Here is a 24851-nt window from a genome sequence, read left to right as displayed (position 1 = left end):
TATGCCTAAAATTCATCAGCTCTCAGAAACCCTGAGCAACCAAATCGCCGCTGGGGAAGTGATCGAACGTCCGGCTTCAGTGGTCAAAGAATTAGTGGAAAACAGTATCGACGCCAAGGCCACCCAGGTCGATGTCGTGGTGCAAGATGCTGGGCTGAAACTGATTCAAATCATCGACAACGGCATCGGCATCGAGGCTGAAGACGTGCCGACGGCGTTTCTGCGCCATGCGACGTCAAAAATCCTGACCACCCGCGACTTGTTCAATGTCCACACCTTGGGCTTTCGCGGTGAAGCGCTGGCGTCGATTGCCGCCGTCGCTGATGTCACCTTGGCCACTGCGACTGAGGCAGGGTTGGGGACGATTGCCCATATCCAAGGCGGCAAGCTGATTGACCAGCACTCGGAAGGCTTGCGCCAAGGCACCCAGATTAGCGTGAAAAATTTGTTTTACAACACACCGGCCCGCCTGAAGTATGTCCAGTCGCAAAGTACCGAGCTGAACCACATTCTGGACATCGTGAATCGGCTGGCGTTGGCGCACCCAGAAATCGCCTTTACCTTGAAGAACGGCAATAACCTCGTGATGAAAACCGCCGGTCATGGCAATTTGCAGCAAACCATCGCCGGTATTTATTCGGTGGGCGTGGCCAAAAGCATGCTTGATTTTAGTGGCAGTGACTTGGATTTCAAAGTCACCGGCTACACGAGCTTGCCTGACACTACCCGGGCCTCGCGTAATTACATCAGCCTGATGGTCAACGGTCGCTACATCAAAAACTTCCAGCTCATCAAGGCCTTTATCGCCGGCTATGGCTCCAAGCTGATGGTGGGGCGCTATCCACTGGCCGTGATCAACATTGAACTCGATCCGCTGCTGGTCGATGTCAACGTCCATCCCACCAAACAGGAAGTCCGTCTCAGCAAGGAAGACCAGCTGAGCAATCTGCTGACAACGACCATTCGTGAGCGGCTCGGCCGAGAGAACCTGATTCCTGATGCCTTGCACAACTTGCGGCAACACAAGCCAGTGGACATGGACCAGCTGACTATCGCCTTGAACCAAGTCACCAACCCCCAGCCGGCCGCACCAGATATGGTGCATGAAGACCCAGCACCGCTGCCTGAACAACAGCGTCCGAGCGCGGCGCCTGAGACTAGGGCCTCTACCGGCCTCGCCATTGATGAACTGGATGCCCGGCCGATTTTTGATGAACCTGACCGCCTGGCGGCTTGGGATGAGAAATACCAACAAGCGCCGCAACCGGTCGTACCCGATTTGACCCGGGATGACAAGCCGGTTGAACGGTTCCCCAGCGAGCTGCGCTATCTGGGTCAGGTCCACGGCACTTACCTGCTGGCTGAAGCACCAGATGGTTTGTACATGCTGGATCAGCACGCCGCCCAAGAGCGGGTTAATTACGAGCGCCTGCGCCGGGAAATCGGCGAAGTCAGCAGCGATGAACAAGCGCTACTGGTGCCAATCACCTTGGACTATCCGGCCAGCGATGCCGTGACCATTCGTGCCCGCCGTGAGGTGTTGGCCGGGGTCGGCATTGAACTGGAAGACTTTGGCCAAAATACTTTTGTTGTGCGCCAGCATCCAACCTGGTTCAAAAAAGGCGAGGAGGAACAAACCGTCCGCGCCATCATCGACTGGGTGCTGAATGAAGGCCATGTCACGGTGGCGGCGTTTCGGGAACAAACCGCCATCATGATGAGCTGTAAACAAGCCATCAAGGCCAACCATCACCTAGATGCCCCGCAAGCCGAGGCGCTGCTCAAGCACCTAGCCGAATGCGAAAATCCCTTCAACTGCCCGCATGGCCGGCCGACGCTGGTGCATTTTTCCAATACAGATTTGGAAAAAATGTTCAAGCGCATTCAGGACAGCCACACCAGCTTCGGAGGCGCGAAATGATTATCTTAGCCAGCAACTCGCCGCGCCGCCAAGCATTACTCAAGCGTGTGGTGCCTGACTTTACCGTGATGCCGGCCGCTATTGATGAGCGGGCCTTGCCCATCCTGCCGCCGCGCGCTTATGTGCAGCGGCTAGCCGCAGCCAAATGCGGTGCCGTGGCGCGCGAGCATCCCGGTGCCACGGTGATTGCTGCGGATACCATGGTGGCTTTCAACGGTGAGCTGCTCGGCAAGCCCCAGACGGCCGAGGCGGCGACGGCGATGCTCAGCGCGCTGTCAGGGCAGACGCATCAAGTCCACACCGGCCTGTGTGTTTACTGGCCTGATAAAACTATGCGGCAAACGGTGGTGACCACCGAAGTGACTTTTTGGCCGTTAACGGCCAAGGAGATTGCGGAGTACGTGGCGACCGGCGAGCCGTTGGATAAGGCCGGCGGTTACGGGATTCAGGGTCAAGGCGGTTTGTTGGTCAAAGCCATTGCCGGTGATTTCTACAATGTGGTGGGCCTACCGATTAGCACATTATCGCGGGTTCTAGCCGCCAAGCAATAAGTCGAGTAATCGGCTTTTTTTTTGGCTTTAAAGTGCCTTGGCGCCGTAATTGCGTAATTAATAGTCAGCGGCGAAATTGGCGCGAAATGATTGTTAATGGCATGAGCAAATAACTGGCGCGTTTTGGCATTTGGTGGCAAGATGACCGTTACTCAAAGCAATGGCGCGCTGTGCCAGTGCGTTGAGCGGTGTCTGGCCAAGGCGTTGTGCCGACTGCCAACTAAGGAGGTGGTGCTAACGGCTGGGGTCGTGGCCCGCAAATGACACCGAATGAGGCTGGACCCGCCGCGGCCAGCGACTGTTGATCTTGGGTAAGTTAGTGTGTTGGTTGCCTGCAATGCGGGTAGTGTAAGGCCCGGAAGGCGACCGTTTGTAAGAGACACAGTCAGTAATTTCAAGGGGGACTTTGGGATGAAAAAAGCAACATGGTTATTTAGTAGTGTAATTGCGGCATTATTGGCGACAGGGGCGCCGGCTGTGGTGTCGGCAGCAGGTACCGAAGCAAACAACCTTAGTTCAACTACCGGCGATGGGTTTGCTTTGGGAGAGACGGATCAGAGTGTTGACGCAGAGAGTATCGCTCAGTTGAATATTGAAGGTGAAGCTTTAGTACTGAAGGCCGTGCCAAATCTCAACTTTGGCCAGAAAACGGTGAAGGAATTTATTGATGGCAATAATAGTTTTGATTTGGTTGCCGATTCTGTTAATAATGGAGAGAAGGGTTACGACGGAAACTCGGCAAAGCTTATCCAAGTTGAAGACTATCGCGGTACTAACGCTGGATGGGTGCTCAAAGCTCAATTAGGTGAATTTGATACTGGTGGTAATATCAAGGTCAATTCTTTAACGTTGAGTGGAGATCCTAAAGGCGACAATTTTTCCGGCAAGTTGAGCACTGATAGCATTGCTGGATCTGGTGCCAATCTACTGAATGCGCCAGCTGGTGATGGTACAGGATCGACAACTGTTACACTGAAGACTGCGAAATTGACCCTTGATTCGAATGAAGCCCCATTAGCGGGCACTTATCAGGCTACAGTAACATGGACACTCGGGGCAGAGCCAGCAGCTGATGCGCCGGGTGCATAAACAGCGAATTAGGCTTACTTCTTTCTGCTGAGACGGAATCTAATTTTTGGCCAAGTTACCCCAGTTTTGTAGCGAGAGGGGGTGCGGTGATGAAACGATGGTGGTGGCTTTTCCTCCTGCTAGGCCTGTTCTGGCCAGGTCAACCAGTGGCCGCGAAAGGGGCGGGCTTCACGGTAACGCCGGAGTTGCCAGCGAACCAAATCGGTGGCGACAGCGGTTGGTTCAATTTGCTAGTTAAGCCGGGTGAAACCCAGAACCTAACAGTGACAGTGGCCAATCAATCCGATCAGAATAAACAACTGAATCTGGAGCTGACCAATGCTTTCACCCAAGACAATGGTCAGGTGGGATACGCGCCGAACCAGAAAAAAGCCGTTTCTGCCAAGCTACAACTGACGGCCATCGGGTCGAAACCCATCTCGCTGACCCTGGCCGCGCACCAGGGGCGGAAGGTGACTTTTCAGGTGAAGCCGCCAGCAGAGGGTTTCTCGGGTCAAATCCTAGGCGCGGTGTATGTCCGCGATGAAACCCCACCGGCAGAAGCTTCTGGCAGTGGCTTTGCGGTCACCAACGCTTTTGCGATGGTGGTAGCCGTGCAGCTGCAAACCAGCGAAAAGCTGGTACCACCAGCGGTGCAGTTGGATGCCGTGAAGGCCACCACTGAGCACATTCAAGCGACCCTCCAAAACACCGCCCCGCGGCTGTTTGGCAAAATGACGTTGCAGGCGAAAGTGCTGCCGGCTGGGCAGAAGACCGCCGTTTACACCCAAAAGAACACGGATTACGCGATGGCGCCGACTTCAGCGTTTAACTACCAACTCACCCCGACCAAAACTTTGGCGGCAGGCGAGTATCAGCTGGTGATCGACGCCAGCGCTGGCAACTACAAGTGGCATTTGACGAAGAACTTCACGTTGAAGCAGGCCATCGCCGCGGCCCCAGCACCGGCGCCGGAAGTTAACCCGCCGGTCTGGTGGCCTTGGGCCGTTGCGCTCGTCGCGGTGCTGCTGCTCGGCATCGGGCTCGGTTGGTGGCGTGGCCGTAGACAGCGGGGGTGACCTATGAAAAAAGTGGGATGGTTCTTAATCGCCTTGCTGGGCCTGAGCTTTTACACCGCGCAGCCGGTGCAAGCTGATCAGATGCGTAGCACGGCAAGCTTCACCCTCGTCGCGTCGCCGCCAACCTGGCCAACACCGGAGGCACCAACGGAACAGCCGCCCAAGCGGCCAACGCCTGGTCCGCTACCGGCCACTGGGGAGACACAGGACGCGCTGGTGGTGTGGCTGGGAGTTGGCCTGCTGACGGCACTGGGTCTTAATCAGCGTCGGGTTAACCGGCGGCGGCTGAGACAAATAGGGTAAACAAAGAGGCAGTGCTTGCATGAACGCAAGCACTGCCTCTTTCATTTTGGCTTCAGTTACCCGAACAAGCGTAGGAGCCAATGCGCGCCGAAAATCAACGCCCAGCTGTAAGCCGCAATCGTAATGGGTTTGCCCAGAATGATGATCCAAGCGAACATCCGGGTTTTCATATGGGTCAGGCCGGCAATCAGACACAGCACATCGTCGGGTGCAATCGGCGCGATGATGGCGACGGCGAAGAACATGTCGAACTTCTGTTGGTTCTTGGCGTAGGCCATGTATTTTTCAAAGACTTTTTCCGGCACGATATGGAGAATGAAAGGTTTGCCATAGCGGCGGGCCAAGAAGAAGTTGATGAACGAGCCGATACAGATACCAATGTAGTTATATAAAAAGCCTTGCCAGGGGCCGAACAGGAGCACCCCCGCTGCGGTGCTAACGCCGCCGGGAATGATGGGGATGACGACTTGAACGATTTGAATGGCAATGAAAATCAATGGCCCAACAAAACCAGTGCCGTTGAGGTAATTCTGGAGGTTGCTGAGGTTTTTGAAGACCCCGATGCGATACCAGTAGATCGTCACGGCAATGATTGCCAGCAGGCTCAACAAGGCGGTAATGTTGATCAGCCGGCGTGAGGTCGTTTCGCTCAAAAGCGTCACCTTCTTTCGAGGATAATTTTATCAGCTTGAAGCAGTGCTGCCTAGCACTGCGCGCGAACAGTTTCGTCACTTGGCGCTCGGGCTTAAGTCGTAGAACGCCGGTAAAACAGGCTTAGCGTGCATGGGCGAAAGCCGGCTTTTATGGTAAACTGGGTTGCAAACATATGTACTGAAAAGAGAGGGCACTATGTACGAATACTTGAATGGCACCGTCGCTGATGTCGCGCCAGGCTATGTGGTGCTGGATGTGCAAGGCGTGGGCTATCGCCTGCTGATGGGCAACCCTTATGCTTACACGATTGGCCAGCAAGCCAAAATCTATGTGCAGCACATTATCCGCGACAACGACCAGGCCTTGTACGGCTTTGAAAATCAAGCGGCCAAGCAAACCTTTAACCAGCTGCTGACGGTGACCGGGATTGGGCCGAAGTCCGCGCTGGCGATTTTGGCCAATGCCGACACCACCGGCTTGGCGCAGGCCGTGGCTAGCGGAGACGTGGGCTTTTTGACGAAGTTCCCTGGTATTGGCAAAAAAACCGCGCAGCAGATTATTTTGGACCTGAAAGGCAAGCTGCACCTGACGCCAGAGGCCGACCCGACGCCGGCAATGGCAAACGTCGACCCGGCCTTAGCGGACGCGATGGCCGCCTTGGTGGCTCTGGGCTATCCAGACAAAGCGGTGGCGAAGTTAGAAAAGCCGTTAACCGCCAGTGGGGCGACGACGACGGATGAGTATTTGCGCCGCGGGTTACAATTATTGAGCTAGGAGGATTGTTGTGGCAGACGAGCGAATCGTATCAAAGGACGCTGAGCCGGATGACGACGCCATTGAGCTGAGTCTGCGGCCGCATCAGTTAGCCGACTACATCGGCCAAACGGCGGTGAAGTCCCAGCTCACCGTCTATATTCAAGCGGCGTTGAAGCGCGAAGAAGCCATGGACCATGTGCTGCTTTATGGCCCGCCTGGTTTAGGGAAAACCACGCTGGCTTTAGTGATTGCCAACGAACTGGGCGTGCACATTCGCACCACCTCGGGGCCGGCGATTGAAAAGCCGGGCGATTTGGTGGCGATGCTGAATGAGCTGCAACCAGGCGATGTCCTGTTCGTGGATGAAATTCACCGCTTACCGAAAATCGTCGAAGAAATGCTGTACTCAGCGATGGAAGACTTTTACATCGATATCGTAGTGGGTGAAGGCCCAACCGCGCATCCGGTGCATTTTCCCTTGCCGCCGTTTACGCTGATCGGTGCCACGACCCGAGCTGGAATGCTGTCGGCGCCGCTGCGCGACCGCTTCGGGATCACGGAACACATGCAGTATTACAACGAAGATGAGCTGAAGCAAATCGTGCTGCGCTCGGCTTCGATTTTCAATATGGCGGTGCCTGACAGCGCCGCGCTGGAAGTGGCGCGCCGCTCACGAGGCACCCCGCGGATTGCCAACCGCTTGTTGCGGCGCATTCGCGATTTTGCCGATGTGGCGGACTCCGACTTGGATGTTGCCTTGGTGGATCACGCTTTGGCTCAGTTACAAGTGGATGACCGCGGTTTGGATGCCATCGACCGCAAGCTGCTTGGCATGATGATTCGCGATTATGATGGCGGACCAGTGGGGCTGAACACCATCGCTGCGAACATCGGCGAGGAAACAGCAACCATCGAAGAAATGTATGAACCCTATCTCCTGCAAATTGGTTTTCTCAAGCGCACGCCGCGTGGCCGCATGGTGACGCCGGCGGGTTATGACCATTTGCACATTCCCTTTACCCATTAAATGATTGGAAGGATAACATGCTCACTACCGAAGACTTTGACTATGATTTGCCTCATGAATTGATTGCCCAGACGCCGCTGAAGGAACGTGACGCCAGCCGCCTGCTGGTGTTGAACGCGGAAACTGGCGCTTATGAGGATAAGCATTTTTACGACATTCTGGATTACCTGAACCCCGGCGACGCGGTCGTCATGAACGACACCCGAGTGATGCCAGCGCGGCTGTACGGCGTGAAAAAAGACACCGGCGCTCACATGGAAGTGCTCCTGCTGCACAACACAGAAGGCGACCAATGGGAAACCTTGATGAAGCCAGCCAAAAAAGCGCCGGTCGGCACCGAAATCGACTTTGGGGATGGCTTGTTGAAGGCCACCGTGAAGGAAGAACTGGATCACGGCGGTCGCATTATCGAGTTCCATTACGACGGCATTTTCATGGAGATTCTGGATCAGCTTGGCGAAACCCCGCTGCCGCCATACATCAAGGCTAAGCTCGATGACCCTGAGATGTACCAAACCGTTTACGCCAAGGAAATGGGCTCGGCTGCCGCGCCAACCGCCGGCCTACACTGGACTCCAGAACTGTTGCAAAAGGTCAAAGACAAAGGCGTGAAGCTCGTTTACCTGACGCTCCATGTCGGCTTGGGCACCTTCCGCCCTGTTTCGGTTGATAACATTGAAGACCACAAGATGCACAGTGAATTCTACCGCTTCTCTCAGGAAGCCGCGGACACGCTGAACGAAGTCAAAGCCAATGGCGGCCGCATCATCGCCACCGGCACCACCTCGATTCGCACCTTGGAAACGATCGGCACCAAGTTTGACGGTCAGATCAAACCTGACTCCGGCTGGACCGATATCTTCATCAAGCCCGGCTACCAGTGGCGCTTGGTTGATGCCTTCATCACCAACTTCCACCTGCCAAAGTCCACGCTGGTCATGCTCGTCGCCGCCTTCACCGGTCGCGAAAACATCCTGAACGCCTACCACCACGCGATTGAAGAAAAGTACCGCTTCTTCAGCTTTGGCGATGCTATGTATATTCACAAATAAGGCTGCGGAAGGTGGCCGCACTTAGCCGGATGATTAGCCTAGCCAGATGGTTTGCCACTGGTTTTTGGTGGCGGGCCAGCTGGCGTAGCTAAACGGTCCGGCGTTGGCCACCTGGAGCGCAACTACAACCGGCTCCCGCGCTGTCCCACGCAAAAAGGCTCGGTTCACACCGAGCCTCACCACGTGGTCCGCGGCGGGAATCCGCAACCAACTACGAAAACGAACAACCCAAGATTTTCTTTTAACGCATCGCTGCGTGGAACATCCATCGTAAATTTCGATCACGAGAAAAGCGGATTCCCTAGCTTGAGGATAGCACGTAGCGCGACTTTGTTGCAACGAAACGACCTAGGAGGCATTATGGCACCTGCAATTTCATACCGCTTGATTCACCAAGACAAACACTCCGGCGCGCGCCTGGGCGAGTTAATCACCCCGCACGGTACGTTCCCGACCCCAATGTTTATGCCCGTGGGCACGCAAGCCACGGTCAAAACGCTGGCGCCTGAGGAGCTGGAAACGATGGGGGCAGGGGTCATTTTGGCCAACACTTACCATCTCTGGGTGCGCCCTGGCGAGGAAATCGTCCAGGAAGCCGGCGGCCTGCACCAGTTCATGAACTGGCATAAGGGGATTTTGACTGACTCCGGTGGCTTTCAGGTGTTCTCGTTGGCCAAAAACCGCGACATCACCGAAGAAGGAGTGCATTTTAAAAACCACATCAGTGGCGCCAAAATGTTCCTCTCGCCGGAAAAAGCAATTGGTATCGAAAATGCCCTTGGCCCAGATATCATGATGAGCCTGGATGAGTGCCCGCCGTTTTTTGAAAGCTATGATTACGTCAAAAAAAGTGTTGCTCGCACCAGTCGCTGGGCCGAACGCGGCTTGAAGGCGCACCAAAATCCGGCGACGCAAGGGCTGTTTGGTATCGTGCAAGGGGCGGGGTTCAAAGATCTGCGCCAGCAAAGTGCCAAAGACCTGGTCAGCTTGGACTTCCCAGGTTATTCCATCGGCGGCTTGTCAGTGGGGGAGTCGAAAGAGGAAATGAACCACGTCCTTGATTTCACCACGCCGCTGCTGCCGGAAACCAAACCGCGCTACCTGATGGGCGTGGGCTCACCAGATGCCTTGATCGATGGGGTGCTGCGCGGCATTGACATGTTCGACTGCGTACTGCCCACTCGCATCGGCCGCAAAGGCACCGTGATGACGTCGCATGGCCGCTTGGTGGTGAAAAACGCCAAGTACGCGCACGACTTCACGCCGCTGGATGATCAATGTGATTGCTACGCTTGCCGCAACTACACCCGGGCCTACATCCGCCATTTGCTGAAGGCGGATGAAACCTTTGGCGAACGGTTGGCCAGTTATCACAACGTTTACTTCCTGCTCCATCTCATGAAGCAGGTGCGAGAAGCCATCGCGAAGGATGAGCTGAACGAGTTCCGCCAAGCGTTCTTTGAGGAATACGGCTACTTCAAGCCTGACGCCAAGAACTTCTAGTCTAGCGATTGCGGTGATTCTTTGGTACAGTGTTACTGAACAAATAAGAAAACGAGGTAATTCATTTTGAGTAGTGGATTTTCAATGATCATTTTATTGGTGCTGATGTTCGGGGTCATGTACTTCGGCATGATGCGCCCCCAGAAGAAGCAGCAACAACAACGCATGGAAATGCTGAAGGGCCTGAAGAAAGGCGACAAAATTGTTACCATCGGCGGCTTGCATGGGGTGATTGATTCCATCGATCGCGCCGGCAACACCGTTGATTTGGACCTGGACGGCGTTTTTCTGACCTTCAGCTTGTCTGCCATTCGCACAGTGACGCCAGCGGCTGCCCCAGTTGAGGACAAGCCATACAGCGAACCAAGCAGCGATGATGTCACCAGCAGCGATGCTGGCAGTGACAACGCTGATAGCGAAGCGGCCAGCGAGGATACCCCTGCTGACAGCGACAAGCAGGACGATTCCGAGAGCAAATAAGCACCAACCTCTAGCTTCCAGTTGAGCGGCCACCGCTCACTGGGAGCTTTTTTCGTGGGCTTAATTAAATTGTTCATCGGGTCACATGAGCTCACCAGGCTAATTGACGATTTGACGCTCATCGCGCTAGGGGCGGGGATGAAGCCATGCGCAGGGGTGAATCGAGAAGCCGTTAAAGGTCGAAATGAACACGGTTACGCTCACTTGATAACGAAATATTTTTAACCGAGAACGCCTTGATATCAGTCTTTTTGTCACCTTCAAGATTTTTCGTGAAAAATTTCACCGAAACTTGTTTACAAATTCACAATCATCGGGTATATTATTGTTTGTGAAATGGTTAACAAAAATTGAAGCCTATCTTGTGGAGGGATATCAATGCTGAAAGACAAACCGGAAACCCAAACCGACATTGAAGCGAATATTGACCAACTCGTTGCCAATGCTCAGGAAGCGCTCAAAGTGCTGAAGACTTATGACCAGGAGAAGATCGACCAAATCGTGCACCGCATGGCGATTGCCGGTCTTGATCATCATATGGAATTGGCCAAGATGGCGGTTGAGGAAACCGGCCGCGGCGTTTATGAAGATAAAGCCATCAAGAACATGTTTGCCACTGAAGAGATCTGGCACTCCATCAAGGATGACAAGACGGTGGGTGTGATTTCAGAAGACAAGCAAAAGAACATTGTCCAGATTGCGGAACCAATCGGGGTCATTGCTGGGGTAACACCTGTCACAAACCCAACTTCCACGGTCATGTTCAAATCCGAAATTGCGATTAAGACCCGGAACCCGATCATCTTCTCCTTCCACCCAGGCGCACAGAAATCATCTGCCCGGGCCTTGGAAGTGATCCGCGACGAAGCCAAGAAGGTTGGCCTGCCCGATGGTGCCTTGCAGTTCATCGCTATCCCAAGCATTGAAGCTTGCCAAGCCTTGATGCATCACCCAGGCATCGCCACGATTTTGGCTACTGGTGGCCCTGGCATGGTCAAATCCGCTTATTCCTCAGGTAAGCCAGCGCTGGGCGTTGGGGCCGGGAATGCGCCAGCTTACATCGAAGCCACCGCTAACATCAAGCAGGCGGTTAACGACATCGTGCTTTCCAAGAGCTTTGATAACGGCATGGTCTGCGCGTCTGAACAAGGCGCCGTGGTTGACGCCGCGATTTACGACGACGTGAAGAAAGAATTCACCGCGCAAGGCGCCTACTTCGTTAAGCAAAAAGACATCAAGAAGCTCACCGAAACCGTGATCAACACCGACAAGATGGCGGTTAACCCGCGGATCGTTGGCCAAAGCGCTTGGCAAATTGCCAACTGGGCTGGCATCGATGTGCCAAAGGATACGCCACTGCTGATTGCTGAACTCAAAGGCGTGGGCGACAAATTTCCTCTGTCTCACGAAAAACTGAGCCCAGTTTTGGCCATGTTCAAAGCTTCCGGCCATGAAGAAGCCTTTGAAATGGCGGAAACCATGCTCGACATCGGCGGCTTGGGCCACACCGCTATCATCCACACCGCAGATGATGATTTGGCCCTGGATTACGCCGACAAGATGCAAGCTTGCCGCGTGCTGGTCAACAGCCCATCCACATTCGGGGGCATCGGCGATCTGTACAACGAAATGATCCCATCCTTGACCCTGGGCTGCGGCTCTTACGGTGGTAACTCAATTTCACACAATGTGGGGACGATCGACTTGCTTAACATCAAAACTTTGGCAAAACGCCGCAACAACATGCAATGGGTCAAGCTGCCACCGAAGATTTACTTCGAACGCAACTCAGTACGCTACTTGGAAAAGATGGACGGCCTTGATCGGGTGCTGATCGTCGGCGACCGTGGCATGGAAAAACTTGGCTACGTGCGCATCGTTGAAGATGTTTTGAAGAACCGCACCAACAACGTCGATATCCAAACTTTCTTGGATGTTGAACCTGATCCTTCCAGCAACACGGTTTACAAAGGCACCGCGATTGCTAAGGACTTCAAGCCAGACGCGATTGTTGCCATCGGCGGCGGGTCCGTCATGGATGCGGCTAAAGGCATCTGGTTGTTCTACGATGGGGATGGCGACTTCTTCGGCGCCAAGCAGAAGTTCTTGGATATCCGCAAGCGGACTTACAAGTTCCCGAAGCCAACTAAGTCTAAGCTGGTCTGCATCCCAACGACCTCTGGGACTGGGTCTGAAGTCACCCCATTCGCCGTGATCACCGACTCGGACACGGGGATCAAGTACCCACTGGCTGACTACGCTTTGACGCCAGATGTTGCGCTGGTTGATCCGCAGTTCATCGAAACTGTACCGCCGAAGGTTGTTGCCGATACCGGCCTGGATGTCATCTGCCATGCCACCGAAAGTTTTGTTTCCACCATGGCTAGCTCTTACACCAAGGGTCTGTCGCTGCAGGCTTTGAAGTTGGCCTTCGACAACTTGGAACTCTCTTACCAAGGCGACCTCGATGCTAAGGCGAAGATGCATGACGCCTCCACGATTGCCGGGATGGCCTTTGCTAACGCGCTGCTGGGCATCAACCACAGTATCGCTCACAAGCTTGGCCAGACTTTCCACCTGCCTCACGGGCGCTGCATTGCGATCACCTTCCCACACGTCGTTCGCTATAATGCTAAGACCCCGAAGAAGCGCGCCGTTTGGTCCAAGTACAACTACTTCCGCGCTGACGAAGATTACGCTGAAATCGCTCGTTACCTGGGTCTGAAGGGCAACACCACTGCTGAATTGGTGGAAGCCTTTGCCCAAGCCTACATCGACCTGGCTAACCGCGTTGGCGTCAAGATGAGCCTCAAGGAACAAGGCATCACGAAGCAAGCCGTTGACGAAAGCGTTGATCGTTTGGCCGAATTGGCTTACGAAGACAACTGCACGGTCACCAACCCAGTTGAACCTTTGATTGCCGACATGAAGCAAATCGTGCTCGACGAATACGAAGGCACCGCCTCTAGTGACAGCGTGAAATAAGCGCTGCTTCAAACAGTCATGTTAATCGGAAAACACGCCAGTCAGGCGTGTTTTTTTTGCTCACTTCATGCATAATAGAGAGTGTGTGTACAAACTGAAAGTAAGGATGACTATGACCCCGAATAAAGAAGACTACTTAAAAATGATATTTGAACTCGGCGGCGATACGGCTTTGATTTCCAACAAGCAGATCGTCGCTGGGCTGTCAGTGTCTGCGGCTAGTGTCAGTGAGATGATCACCAAACTGGTGGAGCAGCAATACGTGACCCACACGCCATATCAAGGGATCAAGCTCACCGCCAGTGGCCAGCGGCGGGCAGCTAGTTTAGTTCGCAATCACCGGCTGTGGGAAGTCTTTTTGGCCAATGACTTGGGTTATCCCATCGACAATGTCCACGCCGAAGCCGAAATGCTGGAGCATGCCACTACAGCCGAAATGGCGGAGCGCATGGCGAAGTTCTTGGGTAATCCCAAATACTGCCCGCACGGCGGTGTGATTCCTGATGAAGACGGCCATTACCTCGACCAAAGCCGGGTGACCTTGAGCACCGTGCCAGTCGGAGCCAAAGGGCATATCGAACGCATTGTCGATGAGGCTAGCTTGATTGACTATGTCTTCGGCCTGGGCCTGCATATCGAGGACCATTTTGAAGTGTTAGCAAAAGAAGATAAGACGATCACGATTCGCCAGCGCGAAACCGGCAAAGACCTTGCTGTCGATGCCGTGCGCGCCGAGCATATTTTCGTGGAGTTGTGACCGCTGAAAAGCAGAAAGTAGTGACAAGCGATTATGAGTAATGAAGTCAATGCAGTGATTATCATGTTTGGCGGGTCAGGCGATCTGGCCCACCGGAAACTGTATCCGGCATTGTTCGGATTGTACCGTAAAGGCGTCTTGAAGGACCATTTCGCCGTGATTGGCACCGCGCGCCGGCCTTGGAGCGATGATTACTATCGCAGCGTCGTCCGCGATTCCGTGGCAGGCAGCGAAGGAGAGAACGAGGCCGAAGCCGAAGCGTTCGCCAGCCATTTTTACTATCAATCGCATGACGTGACGGATTCATCGCATTACGTCACGCTGAAGCAATTGGCCCAGAAGCTAGATGATCAATATGCCGTTGGCGGCAACCGAATGTATTACATGGCGATGGCGCCGCAGTTCTTCGCCACCATTGCCACCCACCTCAAGTCGGAAGCCCTGCTGACCAAGACCGGCTTCAATCGGTTGATCATCGAAAAGCCTTTTGGCCATGATTATCCTAGCGCCAAGGAGCTCAATGATGCCTTGACCGGCACCTTTGCCGAGGAGCAAATTTACCGCATCGACCATTATCTGGGCAAGGAAATGGCACAGGCCATTTTGGCCCTGCGGTTCGGCAATCCCTTGCTCAAGACAGTGTGGAATAAGGCTTACATCAAAGACATTCAAATCACCTTGGCCGAGGCCGTGGGCGTGGAAGAACGCGCGGGTTATTACGAAACCGCCGGCGCCTTACGGGACATGGTGCAAAATCACGTGATGCAACTGCTGGCCTATCTGACCATGGATGAACCGACTGCCATGACCTCAGAAGCCGTGCATGAAGTCAAAAGCCGCGCCTTCGATCAGCTGCATCGCTATACCGAAGAAGAGGCCGCGGCTAACTTTATCCGCGGTCAATACACCGCCGCTGACATCGATGGCCAAGCAATCAAAGGCTACCGCGCAGAAGACGGTGTGGCCAGCGACTCGCTGACGGATACCTTTGTGGCCGGTCGGATTATGACCGATGCGCCAGCTTTTGCTGGCGTGCCGATTTTCATTCGCACTGGTAAGCGCCTGACGCGCAAGTCCACGCAAGTTACCGTGACCTTCAAAGGCGGCAAGACGCCGTTTGGCGAAGGCCAGGATGCCCATTTGACGATTTACATTGAACCGTCGCAAGGCTACACCTTGGAACTCAATGGCAAGCAGCTCGGCGAAGGCAACATTTTGACCCCAAACCGGCTGGACTTCCGGCATGATCCAGCGGCGATTGCTGCGGCGCCAGAAGCCTATGAACGCTTGATTGGCGAGGCTTTGGCCGGCGATCAAACCAACTTCAACCACTGGCGGGAGCTGGCCCAGACCTGGCATTACGTTGACGTCATTACCGCCGCTTGGCAGAAACAAACTGGTATTGACACCTATCCGGCAGGCACCATGGGCCCCCAAGCGGCCTTTGACCTGCTGGCCAAAGACGGCCACCAGTGGTACTGGCAGCCAACTAGAGTGAGAATGGCAGATTAAGCGGGCTGCGCCAGAAAGTGATTTTAGCCCAAAGGATAAGACGGACGCCCTGCCAAACCCGCATTTAGGTTTGACAGGGTGTTCGCCTTATCAAGCTGGGCGTTGCTTTGTGGCGCGTAACACTGCAGGAATAGTTGTGACCCTGATGACCAAGATGATTTTTGTCTTGGTCATTTGAATCGGAGACCGTATGCTCGAAATACCGATGCAAAACGATACCCATCGTAAAATCATTCACGTGGACATGGACGCGTTTTACGCCTCCATTGAGGAACGGGATGATCCGAAACTCAAGCGCCGGGCCTTGGTGATGGCGCATGATCCGCGCCAAACCGGCGGTAAAGGGGTGGTGACCACGGCGAATTATGTGGCCCGCCAATTTGGCGTGCACTCTGCCATGCCGGCCAATGAAGCCTTGCATCTGGTGCCGCGGCAGCTGCTGACGTTCAAGACCCCGGACTTCACCAAATATCGAGCGGTGTCGCAGCAGATTCACACTTTGTTTCACCAAGTGACAGACTTGATCGAGCCAGTTGCGCTGGATGAAGCCTATCTGGATGTCACCGCCAATCATGATTTCAATACCACCATTGAGCTGGCCCTGTGGCTGCAAGATCAAATCCGGCAAACGACTCAGCTGTCGTCTTCCATCGGGCTGTCTTACAACAAGTTTCTGGCCAAGGAAGCCTCCGAGTATAACAAGCCCCGCGGCCGGACCGTGATTTTGCCAGAGCAGGCGCAGCTGTTTTTGGACCGGCTGCCGATTGAAGCGTACCGCGGAGTGGGAAAGAAAACCGCGCCAGTGCTGCAGGCGATGGGTATCACCGATGGCTTGAGCCTGCGGGCGTTTAGTCAAGAGGCGCTTATTGCCAAGCTCGGCAAAATGGGCTTTGAATTGTATCGCCATGCCCGCGGCGTCGATAATCGGCCGGTGCAAGTGCGGGATGCCAAGTCCATCGGCAAAGAACGCACCTACCGCGCGGTACTGACCACGGACGCAGCGGTTGAAGAACAGCTCGCTTACCTGGCTGACTTGGTGGCGGCCGCCTTGGCTAAGAAGCAAAAACATGGCAAAACCGTCGTGCTCAAGCTCCGTGACAGCGACTTCAACACCCAAACCAGGCGCAAAACCCAGGAAACTTATTTCAATGGTCGGGATGCCATTTACCAAGCGGCCCTTGCCCTGTGGCAGGAGGTGCCGGTCAAGCCTAAGGCAGTGCGGCTGCTGGGCATCACGATGACCGCCTTGGATCTGCAGCAATACGAAAACATCGATCTGCCGCTGTAACAGGCTCACGCTGTGTTATAATACAGTTAGACTGAAAAGGGTGCGCCGCTTGCCGCAAGCCGGCATCTTTGCGCACAAAGGGGCAAAACAGATGGCAACGAAACACGAACAGATTCTCGATTATATTGGCAGCTTAGCGGTTGGCACGAAGATCTCAGTGCGCTCGGTCGCCAAGCACCAACATGTGAGCGAAGGCACGGCTTACCGCGCGATTAAAGAGGCCGAAACTACTGGCTTGGTGTCCACCATTGAACGGGTCGGCACCATTCGCATTGAGCAAAAGCCAATGAGCAATATTGACTCCCTGACTTTTCGCGCCTTGCTGAAGCTGATTGACGCCAAGGTCCTCGGCGGCTCGGCTGGCCTAGCCAAGCGCCTGGATAAGTTCGTCATTGGGGCGATGACCCCAGACGAAATGCTGCGCTATATCACCAAGAATTCTTTGGTGATTGTCGGCAATCGCGAAGATGCCCAGCGTCTGGCCTTGCAAAATGGGGCGGCAGTGCTGATCACCGGGGGCTTTATGACCTCAGATAACGTCATTCGGCTAGCCAACCAGATGGACTTGCCGGTGCTGCAAACTAGCTATGACACCTTCACCGTGGCCACGATGATCAACCGGGCGCTGTCGGATCAGGCCATCAAGCAAGACATTTTGACCATTGCGGCGATTTACACGCCGCTGAGCGATGGGGTGCAAACTGGGCTGGCGGATCAAACCGTGGCTGATTTTACCCGGCTGCGGGCCGGTCGCAATGATTTCGCCTTGCCGATTATCACGCCCACGGGCCGGTTGATTGGGATGGTCACGCGTAAACAAGTCGCCGGTAAAAAAGGCACGACGCTGCTTGAACGGGTGATGGCCAAAGACCCGCTGACGGTGCGCCCGTATCTGGGCGTCACCGCCGTGGGCCATACCATGCAAGGCCGCAGTATTTCAGTGCTGCCCGTGGTGGATGACTCATGGCAGCTGCTGGGGATCGTCACCCGTAGCAGTGTTTATTCCGCTTTGGCGGAGCTAGGCACCAATTCGCAAGGGACCACGATTGCCGATCAGGTGGCCGCCCAAATGGCGCTGGTCACGCCGGCGCCAGCTGAAGGGCCGGCTTTCACGCTGACCACGACCCCCATGATGATGAACAAGCTGGGCACGTTGAGCTTCGGCGTCATGAGTGAAGTTGTGAATTACAGCATTACTTATTATTTGAACCAAAAAGGGCGCCGGAACGTGCTGATTGATCAGCTGTCGCTGCACGCATTTCGGCCGGTGCAACTCGAATCCACCGTTCATATTAACGTCGCGCCGCTGGAGGTAAATTCTCATGAAGGCACCTTCGATGTCAGCCTCTTAACCGATGGGCTCTTGGTCGCCAAGGCCCTTGTCACTTGTCAGTTATTGGAAAGGACAACACGATGATTCAAGACCAGATTATTGCCACCATTGAAGCGTACGACAAGATTATTATCCACCGCCATGTGAAACCAGACCCGGATGCGCTGGGCTCCCAAGGTGGGCTCGCGGCGACTTTGCGCGCGGCGTATCCGAGCAAGCAGGTGTATCAAGTCGGCGGCTCTGTCGGCGATTTGGATTGGCTCAGCCAGATGCAAACCATTCCCGATGACCTGTATCAAGGCGCGCTGGTGATTGTCGTCGATACCGCCGATCGTCCCCGGGTGTCGGATCAGCGCTTTGACCAAGGGGCGAAGTTGATCAAAATCGATCATCATCCCAATGATGATGCCTATGGGGATCTGCAGTGGGTCGATGAAGACGCCAGTTCGGTGTCGGAAATGATTTTTGACCTGATTCAGCAGACACCGAGCTTGAATCTGAACGCCAAAAGTGCGCGGCTCCTTTATGCCGGCATTGTTGGCGATACCGGTCGTTTCCTGTATAATAACACGACCCCCCACACGCTCGAAGCGGCGGCGCGGCTCATTCGCGAGGACTTTGATCCCACCGCTTTGAACAACAAAATGGGGGCGCTCACCTTCGCGCAAGCCAAGTTGCAAAGCTATATCTTTAACCATCTGACCATTACGCCCGCCGGCGCTGCCACAGTGACGATTCCACTGGCCGTGACCTTGGAGCTGGGCTTGACGCCTGACCAAGTGCATGCCGGCGTCGGCACCCCAGGGCGGTTAGGGGAAGTCATTGCTTGGGCCTTGTTTGTGGAGCAAGCCGATGGCGAACCTTACCGGGTTAACCTGCGCTCCAAAGGGCCGATCATCAATGGTCTAGCCAAAGCCCATCATGGCGGTGGTCATCCACTGGCTAGCGGGGCGAAGGCGATGGATCAAGCCGAAATAACGCAAATCACAAAGGAGCTCAGCCAGTTAGTGGCTGACTGCGGAAAGTAGAAACATGCCAACAAATCAATTTAAACAATATGCTCTGGCGCCCTTTTTAATTGACGCCCTTGATGCCACGCACATCACGACGCCTACGCCGATTCAGGAGCAAGTGATTCCAGCGCTGCTGCGCGGGGAAAGCGTGATTGGCCAAAGCCAAACCGGCTCTGGGAAAACGCACGCCTTCCTGCTGCCACTGCTGTCGCGAGTCGATGCGGCCAAAGATACCGTGCAGCTCGTCATCACTGCGCCGTCGCGAGAACTGGCGGACCAACTGTATGAAGTGGCCAAATCCCTGACCGCCGCCAAGGACCTGCGGGTGCAGCGCTATGTTGGTGGCACCGACAAGAGCCGCCAAATCGAAAAGCTGCAGCACCAGCAGCCGCAAGTCGCCATTGGGACGCCAGGGCGCCTGTTGGACTTAATCAAGGCTGGCGCTTTGGCCGCCTATCCGGCCAAGATGTTCGTGGTTGACGAAGCGGATATGACGCTGGACATGGGCTTTTTAACCACCGTGGATCAAATCGCCAGTTTGTTTGGCGAGGATCTGCAAATGGCAGTGTTCTCTGCCACCATTCCCCAAAAATTGCAGCCATTTTTGAAGAAGTACATGCAAAATCCCACCACCATCGAGCTGAAGCCAAAGTCAGTGATTGCCGATACCGTGGCCAACTGGCTGCTGGCAGTGCCAAGTCGCGACCGCAATGCCACGATTTATAAACTGCTGACAATGGGTGAGCCATTTTTGGTGCTGATTTTTGCTAATACCAAAACCAGCGTGGATGCCATTCATCAGTACTTGACGGACCAAGGCCTGAATGTGGCCAAAATTCATGGCGGCATTGAACCACGCCAGCGCCGGCGCGTCATGAAGGCTGTGGCGGATTTGAAATATCAATATGTGGTGGCTACAGACCTGGCTGCCCGCGGCATTGATATTGACGGGGTGTCGATGGTCATCAATGCCGAGCTCCCAACCGATAATGAGTTCTTCATTCATCGCGTGGGCCGCACCGGCCGCAATGGTCTTTCCGGCACTGCGGTGACCTTGTACCAGCCAGGCCAAGAAGCGCAGATTGCCGAGCTCGAACACCTAGGCATCAAGTTCCAGCCGAAAGCGCTGAAAGACGGCGAAATCGTGGACACCTATGATCGCAACCGCCGCGCGCGGCGCGTGCCGAAGGCCGATTCGCGCAGCGGGAAGATCAAATCCTTAGCCGCTAAAGAGGCCAAGAAGAAAATGCCTGGCTACAAGAAGAAGATTAAAAAGGCCGCGGCGAAGGAAGCTTGGTTCAACAATCGGGTCAACAAACGCAATGAGGCCCGTGCGGCTCGCAAAGCCAAGAAGCAGTAAAACCCAGGGGGTGACAACATGCCCAAAGTCGATTTGATGCTTGGCGACTGGAATCAGTTATCTGACGAACGCCGCCAATTTATCGCGACCCAGCTCAGTCGCTATTTTCTCAGCCCGTTGCTGAGCGTTGATGCCATTGTGCCAGTGGGAGTGGATTATTTTGGCCATCACCTCAGCACCTTCGACATTCTGATTGGCGGCGAGTGGCTACGTTTTGTGCCCGGCCTGCGCGCCGTGCCGCTGGGCATTGAAACCCCAGCGCCAGCCGCGATGGCCCCGGTGCTGGCGGCCATGGGTGTAGCCGCGGCGGCTCATTTGAGCCCGAGCGCAACGGTGGATATGCCGCCGATGCTGGTGGCACGCGCCAGTGTGGCCAGCGATGAGGAAATCATTGGGACCATCAATCTCACCACGCAGGTGTTTGCCGGTGACCATTTTGCCTACATGCCGGTAAAAGGCGAAGTCTTGGGGCTGCTCAGCCAGGGCTCACCGGATCCTTTCACGCCCGCAAGCTGGGCGCCGACCTTAACTGGTGAACATGTGGTGCTGCGCCTGGCTGGCGAGCATCAGTATCAAGTGGCACTGAAGCAAAATTGGAATCAGGCGCAGCTGGAAAAGCGGCTCAGCGGTTTTGGTTTTGCCTTGCCTGATGAAAGAGAGTACGAGTATCTCATGAGCGGTGGCCTGAACACGCTGTTTGGCTGGGGTAATCGTCTGCCAGATGCGACCATGCAGTATGTGCCGAACCGTTTTGGCCTGACCGTACCGGTGGTGCGGGCCGGCGCCGAAGTTGTGCGCGGTGCCTACGCCAAAAGTGCACCAGTGGCAGCTGGCGCCAGCGGGGTAGGATTGCTACCGTTATCGCCGTTTTACCGCACCACGGCCGGTGACTTTAGCCAGATGCGGTATCGTAAAATTGCTAAGATTGAGCTGACTTAATCGGAGGAAACGACCATGAAAAAAGTGAAAGCGGTTGGCGCTAAGGCAGGTAACTTGCTTTTAGATGGCGCGATTGGTGAAATCGTGGGCCCAATTCTCGTGATTGGTCTGCTGATTGCGGCACCGGTCTCGGCGCTGAAGAAACGGTTTGGAGCAAAACGAGAACAGTAAGCGTGAGGATATTGACTAGGCTATCCATCCTGCCAGTCCGACCACTTTTCGTGACCTGTATTGACACTGTTGGCCCTTGTTCGTATAATTGCAACCGTTAGGATATGCAACCTGCTTAGGCTTTTCAGAAAGCTGCCCGGGGATGAGAGGGTGGTAAGCGGCGCAGGTTGTGCTCCCTGATTGGATTAATCAAACACGTAAATGAAGAGGTAAACGATCAACATCGTTGCAACCAAGGTGGTACCGCGCGTGAGCGTCCTTGGATCTGCAGGGGTGTTTTTTATTTGCACAGGAGGCAAAAGTATGAAGCAATTGAGTAGTGGCGAGATTCGCCAAATGTTTCTCGACTTTTTCAAGTCGAAGGGCCATGCGATTGAACCTTCCGCCAGCCTGATTCCCGTTGATGATCCGACGTTGCTGTGGATCAACTCTGGGGTGGCGACATTAAAGAAGTACTTCGATGGCACCGTGGTCCCGAAGAATCCACGGATTACCAATGCCCAAAAGAGTATCCGCACGAACGATATCGAAAACGTCGGTAAAACGGCGCGGCATTTGACCTTTTTTGAAATGCTGGGGAATTTCTCTGTCGGCGATTACTTCAAAAAAGAAGTCATTCCTTGGGCCTGGGAATTTCTGACGTCCGACCAGTGGCTGGGCTTGGATAAGGATAAGCTGTACGTGACGGTTTACCCAAAGGACCAAGACGCTAAGGCGATTTGGGAACAAACCGGGGTGCCAGCTTCACATATCTTTGAAGTGGAAGACAACTTCTGGGATATCGGTGAAGGCCCCTCTGGCCCAGATACGGAAATCTTCTATGACCGCGGCCAAAGCTTCAGTGACCTGCCTGAAGATGACCCAGAAAACTATCCAGGTGGCGAAAACGAGCGCTACGAAGAAATCTGGAATATCGTGTTCTCTCAGTACAACCACCTGCCAGATGGCCGCTATGTCGACCAACCCCATAAGAACATCGATACCGGGATGGGCCTGGAACGCCTGGTTTCAGTTATCCAAGGCACCAAGACGAACTTTGAAACCGACTTGTTCATGCCGATCATTAAAGCGACAGAGAAAATGTCCGCGGGCCATGTGTATGGTGAGGATAAACAAGCTGATGTGGCCTTCAAGATTATTGCCGACCATGCGCGCACGGTGACCTTTGCCATTGGCGACGGCGCCTTGCCTTCCAACGAAGGCCGTGGCTACGTGCTGCGGCGCCTCATTCGCCGTGCCGCCGTTAACGGCAGTCGGTTGGGGATTCAAGGGGCCTTCCTCTACAAGTTGGTGCCAGTAGTAGGCGAAATCATGGCCAGCTACTATCCGGAAATCAACCGCAACCAGGACTTCATCGAAAAGGTCATTCACTCCGAAGAAGATCGCTTCCAGGAAACTCTGAACGCCGGCATGGCGCTGCTGAGTCAAACCATTACCGAGCTGAAGGCTAAAGGTGAAACCGGAATCCCTGGTGCCACGGCATTCAAACTGTTTGACACTTTTGGCTTCCCAGTTGAGTTGACCAAGGAAATCGCCGGCGACCAAGGCGTTGACGTTGACATGAAAGGTTACGAGCAAAACATGCAGGCTCAGCGGGAGCGTGCGCGCGCTGCCCGTGGGGATGCCCAGTCCATGGGTAGCCAGGACAAGACCTTGATGGCCATCAAGACGCCAAGCAAGTTCACCGGCTGGACCGATTTGGCGGACCAAGCAACCTTGGTGGATTTGCTGCAAGACGATACCGAAAAAGACCGCGTGGAAGCCGGCACGGCGCAGCTGATTTTTGACCAGACGCCGTTTTACGCCGAAATGGGGGGCCAAGTAGCCGACCATGGGACCATTCTTGATGACAACGGCACGGTGGTCGCCAAAGTGGTTGATGTTCAACACGCCCCGAATGGTCAAAACTTGCATACCGTTGAAGTGGAAAACACCTTGAAAAAAGGCGCCACCTACACGCTGCAAGTCGACACCGACCGTCGCCGCAAAGTGTCCATGAACCACACCGCGACGCACTTGCTTGACCAAGCATTGCGGCAGGTGCTGGGTGAACATACTCACCAGGCCGGATCCTTAGTGGAGCCGACGTACCTGCGCTTTGACTTCACCAACTTCGGCCAAGTGACACCAGAACAGTTGCGGCAGGTCGAACAGGTCGTCAATGAGCAAATCTGGCGGCAGCTCCCGATCACTTGGCGTGAAATGCCGATTGAAGAAGCCAAGAAGCAAGGTGCCATTGCCATGTTTGGCGACAAGTATGGCGACACCGTGCGCGTGGTCACGATTGGCGATTTCAACCGCGAATTCGATGGTGGCACGCATCCCACTAACACCGCGGCGCTTGGTTTGTTCAAGATTACCGGGGAAAGCGGCATTGGGGCTGGCATTCGTCGCATCGAAGCGGTCACCAGCCAGGAAGCCTATGAGTATCTGACCCAGCAGCAGGATGAACTGGCGCAAGCCGCCAACACCCTGAAAATTGACCAGGTCGCCAATGTGCCGGCCAAAGTCGAGCAGTTGCAGGCCGAACTCAAAGCCAGTCAAAAGACGGTGGAAGGCTTACAAGCCAAATTGGCGGCTCAGGAGGCTGCTGGCATTTTTGATCACAGTGAGCAAGCTGGCGCCCACACCTTGATTGCCAAGGCCGTCAAGGTGGCTGGGATGAACGAACTGCGGCAGTTGGCGGACCAATGGCGGACCAAGCAAGCCTCTGATGTCTTGGTTTTGGCCACGGCCAATGACGGCAAGGTGTCCTTGCTGGTCGCGGCCAGTGAAGTAGCCAACCAAGCTGGCATCAAAGCCGGTGCGCTGATCAAAGCCATCGCGCCTGCCATCGGTGGGGGCGGCGGCGGCCGGCCTGACCTGGCTCAAGCTGGTGGGAAGAACCCGGCCGGGATCGCAGATGCTTTGGCCCAAGCCAAGCAGGTGCTGGCCCAAGCCTAATTGAATGATTGAACTGACGCACAGCGCTGTTAACGGCGGTGTGCGTTTGTGTCTCATTCCCTTGTCATCAAATTGTAATACGTGAAGCAATGTACAACCGGCGGGCGGCGGGTTGGGGTTAGTTGACGTTGCTAACGAAGCAGCCGCGCCAGCGGG

Annotated in this window: 21 protein-coding genes; 20 read left to right on the top strand and 1 reads right to left on the bottom strand. The window is 54.8% G+C overall.

Annotation, left to right across the window (positions count from 1 at the left end; all coding sequences use genetic code 11):
* Nucleotide 1 precedes the first annotated feature (1 nt).
* The 5 genes from mutL to EKM90_RS03685 all read left to right on the top strand — a co-directional run bounded on the left by mutL (nt 2) and on the right by EKM90_RS03685 (nt 4922).
* On the top strand, nt 2-1921 hold the full coding sequence (mutL, locus tag EKM90_RS03705; RefSeq protein ID WP_125579800.1) for a DNA mismatch repair endonuclease MutL: 1920 nt from the start codon (nt 2-4) through the stop codon (nt 1919-1921).
* Nucleotides 1918-2472: a Maf family protein gene (locus tag EKM90_RS03700; protein ID WP_125579798.1), complete on the top strand. Its 555-nt coding sequence runs from the start codon at nt 1918-1920 to the stop codon at nt 2470-2472. The genes mutL and EKM90_RS03700 overlap by 4 nt, the downstream gene beginning before the upstream one ends.
* A gap of 411 nt (nt 2473-2883) precedes the next feature.
* Nucleotides 2884-3561 carry a WxL domain-containing protein gene (locus tag EKM90_RS03695; RefSeq protein ID WP_125579796.1) on the top strand — a complete coding sequence of 226 codons (678 nt, stop codon included), beginning with the start codon at nt 2884-2886 and terminating at the stop codon, nt 3559-3561.
* A gap of 89 nt (nt 3562-3650) precedes the next feature.
* Nucleotides 3651-4619 (top strand): DUF916 and DUF3324 domain-containing protein, encoded by a 969-nt coding sequence (locus EKM90_RS03690; protein WP_125579794.1) that lies wholly within the window; start codon nt 3651-3653, stop codon nt 4617-4619.
* Between the two features lie 3 nt (nt 4620-4622).
* Nucleotides 4623-4922: an LPXTG cell wall anchor domain-containing protein gene (locus tag EKM90_RS03685; protein WP_125579792.1), complete on the top strand. Its 300-nt coding sequence runs from the start codon at nt 4623-4625 to the stop codon at nt 4920-4922.
* Between the two features lie 56 nt (nt 4923-4978).
* On the opposite strand, the gene EKM90_RS03680 is transcribed toward EKM90_RS03685, so the two are convergent.
* On the bottom strand, nt 4979-5575 hold the full coding sequence (locus EKM90_RS03680) for a TVP38/TMEM64 family protein (RefSeq protein ID WP_125579790.1): 597 nt from the start codon (nt 5573-5575) through the stop codon (nt 4979-4981).
* Between the two features lie 196 nt (nt 5576-5771).
* Between EKM90_RS03680 and ruvA the strand changes: the two genes are divergently transcribed.
* From ruvA to alaS, 15 genes are all read left to right on the top strand, one after another.
* On the top strand, nt 5772-6350 hold the full coding sequence (gene ruvA / locus EKM90_RS03675) for a Holliday junction branch migration protein RuvA (protein ID WP_125579788.1): 579 nt from the start codon (nt 5772-5774) through the stop codon (nt 6348-6350).
* A 10-nt stretch (nt 6351-6360) separates the two neighbouring features.
* On the top strand, nt 6361-7359 hold the full coding sequence (gene ruvB / locus EKM90_RS03670; RefSeq protein WP_125579786.1) for a Holliday junction branch migration DNA helicase RuvB: 999 nt from the start codon (nt 6361-6363) through the stop codon (nt 7357-7359).
* Between the two features lie 17 nt (nt 7360-7376).
* Complete coding sequence (gene queA, locus EKM90_RS03665) at nt 7377-8411, top strand: tRNA preQ1(34) S-adenosylmethionine ribosyltransferase-isomerase QueA (RefSeq protein ID WP_125579784.1); 1035 nt, start codon at nt 7377-7379, stop codon at nt 8409-8411.
* A gap of 360 nt (nt 8412-8771) precedes the next feature.
* Complete coding sequence (tgt, locus tag EKM90_RS03660) at nt 8772-9914, top strand: tRNA guanosine(34) transglycosylase Tgt (RefSeq protein ID WP_125579781.1); 1143 nt, start codon at nt 8772-8774, stop codon at nt 9912-9914.
* Between the two features lie 84 nt (nt 9915-9998).
* Nucleotides 9999-10394 (top strand): preprotein translocase subunit YajC, encoded by a 396-nt coding sequence (gene yajC, locus EKM90_RS03655; RefSeq protein WP_125579779.1) that lies wholly within the window; start codon nt 9999-10001, stop codon nt 10392-10394.
* A 378-nt stretch (nt 10395-10772) separates the two neighbouring features.
* Nucleotides 10773-13379, top strand: coding sequence for a bifunctional acetaldehyde-CoA/alcohol dehydrogenase (gene adhE / locus EKM90_RS03650; protein ID WP_125579777.1), 2607 nt, complete (start codon nt 10773-10775; stop codon nt 13377-13379).
* 112 nt (nt 13380-13491) lie between these two features.
* Nucleotides 13492-14136 carry a metal-dependent transcriptional regulator gene (locus EKM90_RS03645; RefSeq protein ID WP_125579775.1) on the top strand — a complete coding sequence of 215 codons (645 nt, stop codon included), beginning with the start codon at nt 13492-13494 and terminating at the stop codon, nt 14134-14136.
* Between the two features lie 33 nt (nt 14137-14169).
* Nucleotides 14170-15648: a glucose-6-phosphate dehydrogenase gene (gene zwf, locus EKM90_RS03640; RefSeq protein ID WP_125579773.1), complete on the top strand. Its 1479-nt coding sequence runs from the start codon at nt 14170-14172 to the stop codon at nt 15646-15648.
* 190 nt (nt 15649-15838) lie between these two features.
* Nucleotides 15839-16936, top strand: a complete 1098-nt coding sequence (dinB, locus tag EKM90_RS03635) for a DNA polymerase IV (protein ID WP_125579771.1) — start codon at nt 15839-15841, stop codon at nt 16934-16936.
* A 91-nt stretch (nt 16937-17027) separates the two neighbouring features.
* Nucleotides 17028-18353 (top strand): DRTGG domain-containing protein, encoded by a 1326-nt coding sequence (locus tag EKM90_RS03630; RefSeq protein ID WP_125579769.1) that lies wholly within the window; start codon nt 17028-17030, stop codon nt 18351-18353.
* The gene (locus tag EKM90_RS03625) at nt 18350-19297 is read left to right on the top strand and encodes a DHH family phosphoesterase (RefSeq protein WP_125579955.1); all 948 of its coding nucleotides are present in this window, start codon (nt 18350-18352) and stop codon (nt 19295-19297) included. The genes EKM90_RS03630 and EKM90_RS03625 overlap by 4 nt, the downstream gene beginning before the upstream one ends.
* Nucleotides 19298-19301: 4 nt before the next feature.
* Nucleotides 19302-20642, top strand: coding sequence for a DEAD/DEAH box helicase (locus EKM90_RS03620; protein WP_125579767.1), 1341 nt, complete (start codon nt 19302-19304; stop codon nt 20640-20642).
* An 18-nt stretch (nt 20643-20660) separates the two neighbouring features.
* Entirely contained in the window at nt 20661-21581 is a 921-nt protein-coding gene (locus EKM90_RS03615; protein WP_125579765.1) for a hypothetical protein, read from the top strand.
* A gap of 15 nt (nt 21582-21596) precedes the next feature.
* Nucleotides 21597-21752 (top strand): hypothetical protein, encoded by a 156-nt coding sequence (locus EKM90_RS12750; protein WP_164507838.1) that lies wholly within the window; start codon nt 21597-21599, stop codon nt 21750-21752.
* A 303-nt stretch (nt 21753-22055) separates the two neighbouring features.
* Entirely contained in the window at nt 22056-24695 is a 2640-nt protein-coding gene (alaS, locus tag EKM90_RS03610; RefSeq protein ID WP_125579763.1) for an alanine--tRNA ligase, read from the top strand.
* The last annotated feature ends 156 nt before the right edge of the window (nt 24696-24851 follow it).

The sequence above is a fragment of the Lacticaseibacillus suibinensis genome, from assembly GCF_003946175.1.
Lineage (GTDB): Bacteria > Bacillota > Bacilli > Lactobacillales > Lactobacillaceae > Lacticaseibacillus > Lacticaseibacillus suibinensis.
The sequence above is the reverse complement of the archived record's forward strand: the minus strand, read 5'-3'. Positions and strand labels throughout refer to the sequence as shown.

Excerpts from the sequence above, each read along its gene's own strand:
- tgt (WP_125579781.1), top strand. The coding sequence starts at position 8,772 with ATGGCACCTGCAATTTCATACCGCTTGATTCACCAAGACAAACACTCC.
- EKM90_RS03700 (WP_125579798.1), top strand. The coding sequence starts at position 1,918 with ATGATTATCTTAGCCAGCAACTCGCCGCGCCGCCAAGCATTACTCAAG.
- alaS (WP_125579763.1), top strand. The coding sequence starts at position 22,056 with ATGAAGCAATTGAGTAGTGGCGAGATTCGCCAAATGTTTCTCGACTTT.
- EKM90_RS03690 (WP_125579794.1), top strand. The coding sequence starts at position 3,651 with ATGAAACGATGGTGGTGGCTTTTCCTCCTGCTAGGCCTGTTCTGGCCA.
- dinB (WP_125579771.1), top strand. The coding sequence starts at position 15,839 with ATGCTCGAAATACCGATGCAAAACGATACCCATCGTAAAATCATTCAC.
- yajC (WP_125579779.1), top strand. The coding sequence starts at position 9,999 with ATGATCATTTTATTGGTGCTGATGTTCGGGGTCATGTACTTCGGCATG.
- EKM90_RS03620 (WP_125579767.1), top strand. The coding sequence starts at position 19,302 with ATGCCAACAAATCAATTTAAACAATATGCTCTGGCGCCCTTTTTAATT.
- zwf (WP_125579773.1), top strand. The coding sequence starts at position 14,170 with ATGAGTAATGAAGTCAATGCAGTGATTATCATGTTTGGCGGGTCAGGC.
- mutL (WP_125579800.1), top strand. The coding sequence starts at position 2 with ATGCCTAAAATTCATCAGCTCTCAGAAACCCTGAGCAACCAAATCGCC.
- EKM90_RS03685 (WP_125579792.1), top strand. The coding sequence starts at position 4,623 with ATGAAAAAAGTGGGATGGTTCTTAATCGCCTTGCTGGGCCTGAGCTTT.
- EKM90_RS03695 (WP_125579796.1), top strand. The coding sequence starts at position 2,884 with ATGAAAAAAGCAACATGGTTATTTAGTAGTGTAATTGCGGCATTATTG.
- EKM90_RS12750 (WP_164507838.1), top strand. The coding sequence starts at position 21,597 with ATGAAAAAAGTGAAAGCGGTTGGCGCTAAGGCAGGTAACTTGCTTTTA.
- EKM90_RS03625 (WP_125579955.1), top strand. The coding sequence starts at position 18,350 with ATGATTCAAGACCAGATTATTGCCACCATTGAAGCGTACGACAAGATT.
- ruvA (WP_125579788.1), top strand. The coding sequence starts at position 5,772 with ATGTACGAATACTTGAATGGCACCGTCGCTGATGTCGCGCCAGGCTAT.
- EKM90_RS03615 (WP_125579765.1), top strand. The coding sequence starts at position 20,661 with ATGCCCAAAGTCGATTTGATGCTTGGCGACTGGAATCAGTTATCTGAC.
- adhE (WP_125579777.1), top strand. The coding sequence starts at position 10,773 with ATGCTGAAAGACAAACCGGAAACCCAAACCGACATTGAAGCGAATATT.
- EKM90_RS03645 (WP_125579775.1), top strand. The coding sequence starts at position 13,492 with ATGACCCCGAATAAAGAAGACTACTTAAAAATGATATTTGAACTCGGC.
- queA (WP_125579784.1), top strand. The coding sequence starts at position 7,377 with ATGCTCACTACCGAAGACTTTGACTATGATTTGCCTCATGAATTGATT.
- EKM90_RS03630 (WP_125579769.1), top strand. The coding sequence starts at position 17,028 with ATGGCAACGAAACACGAACAGATTCTCGATTATATTGGCAGCTTAGCG.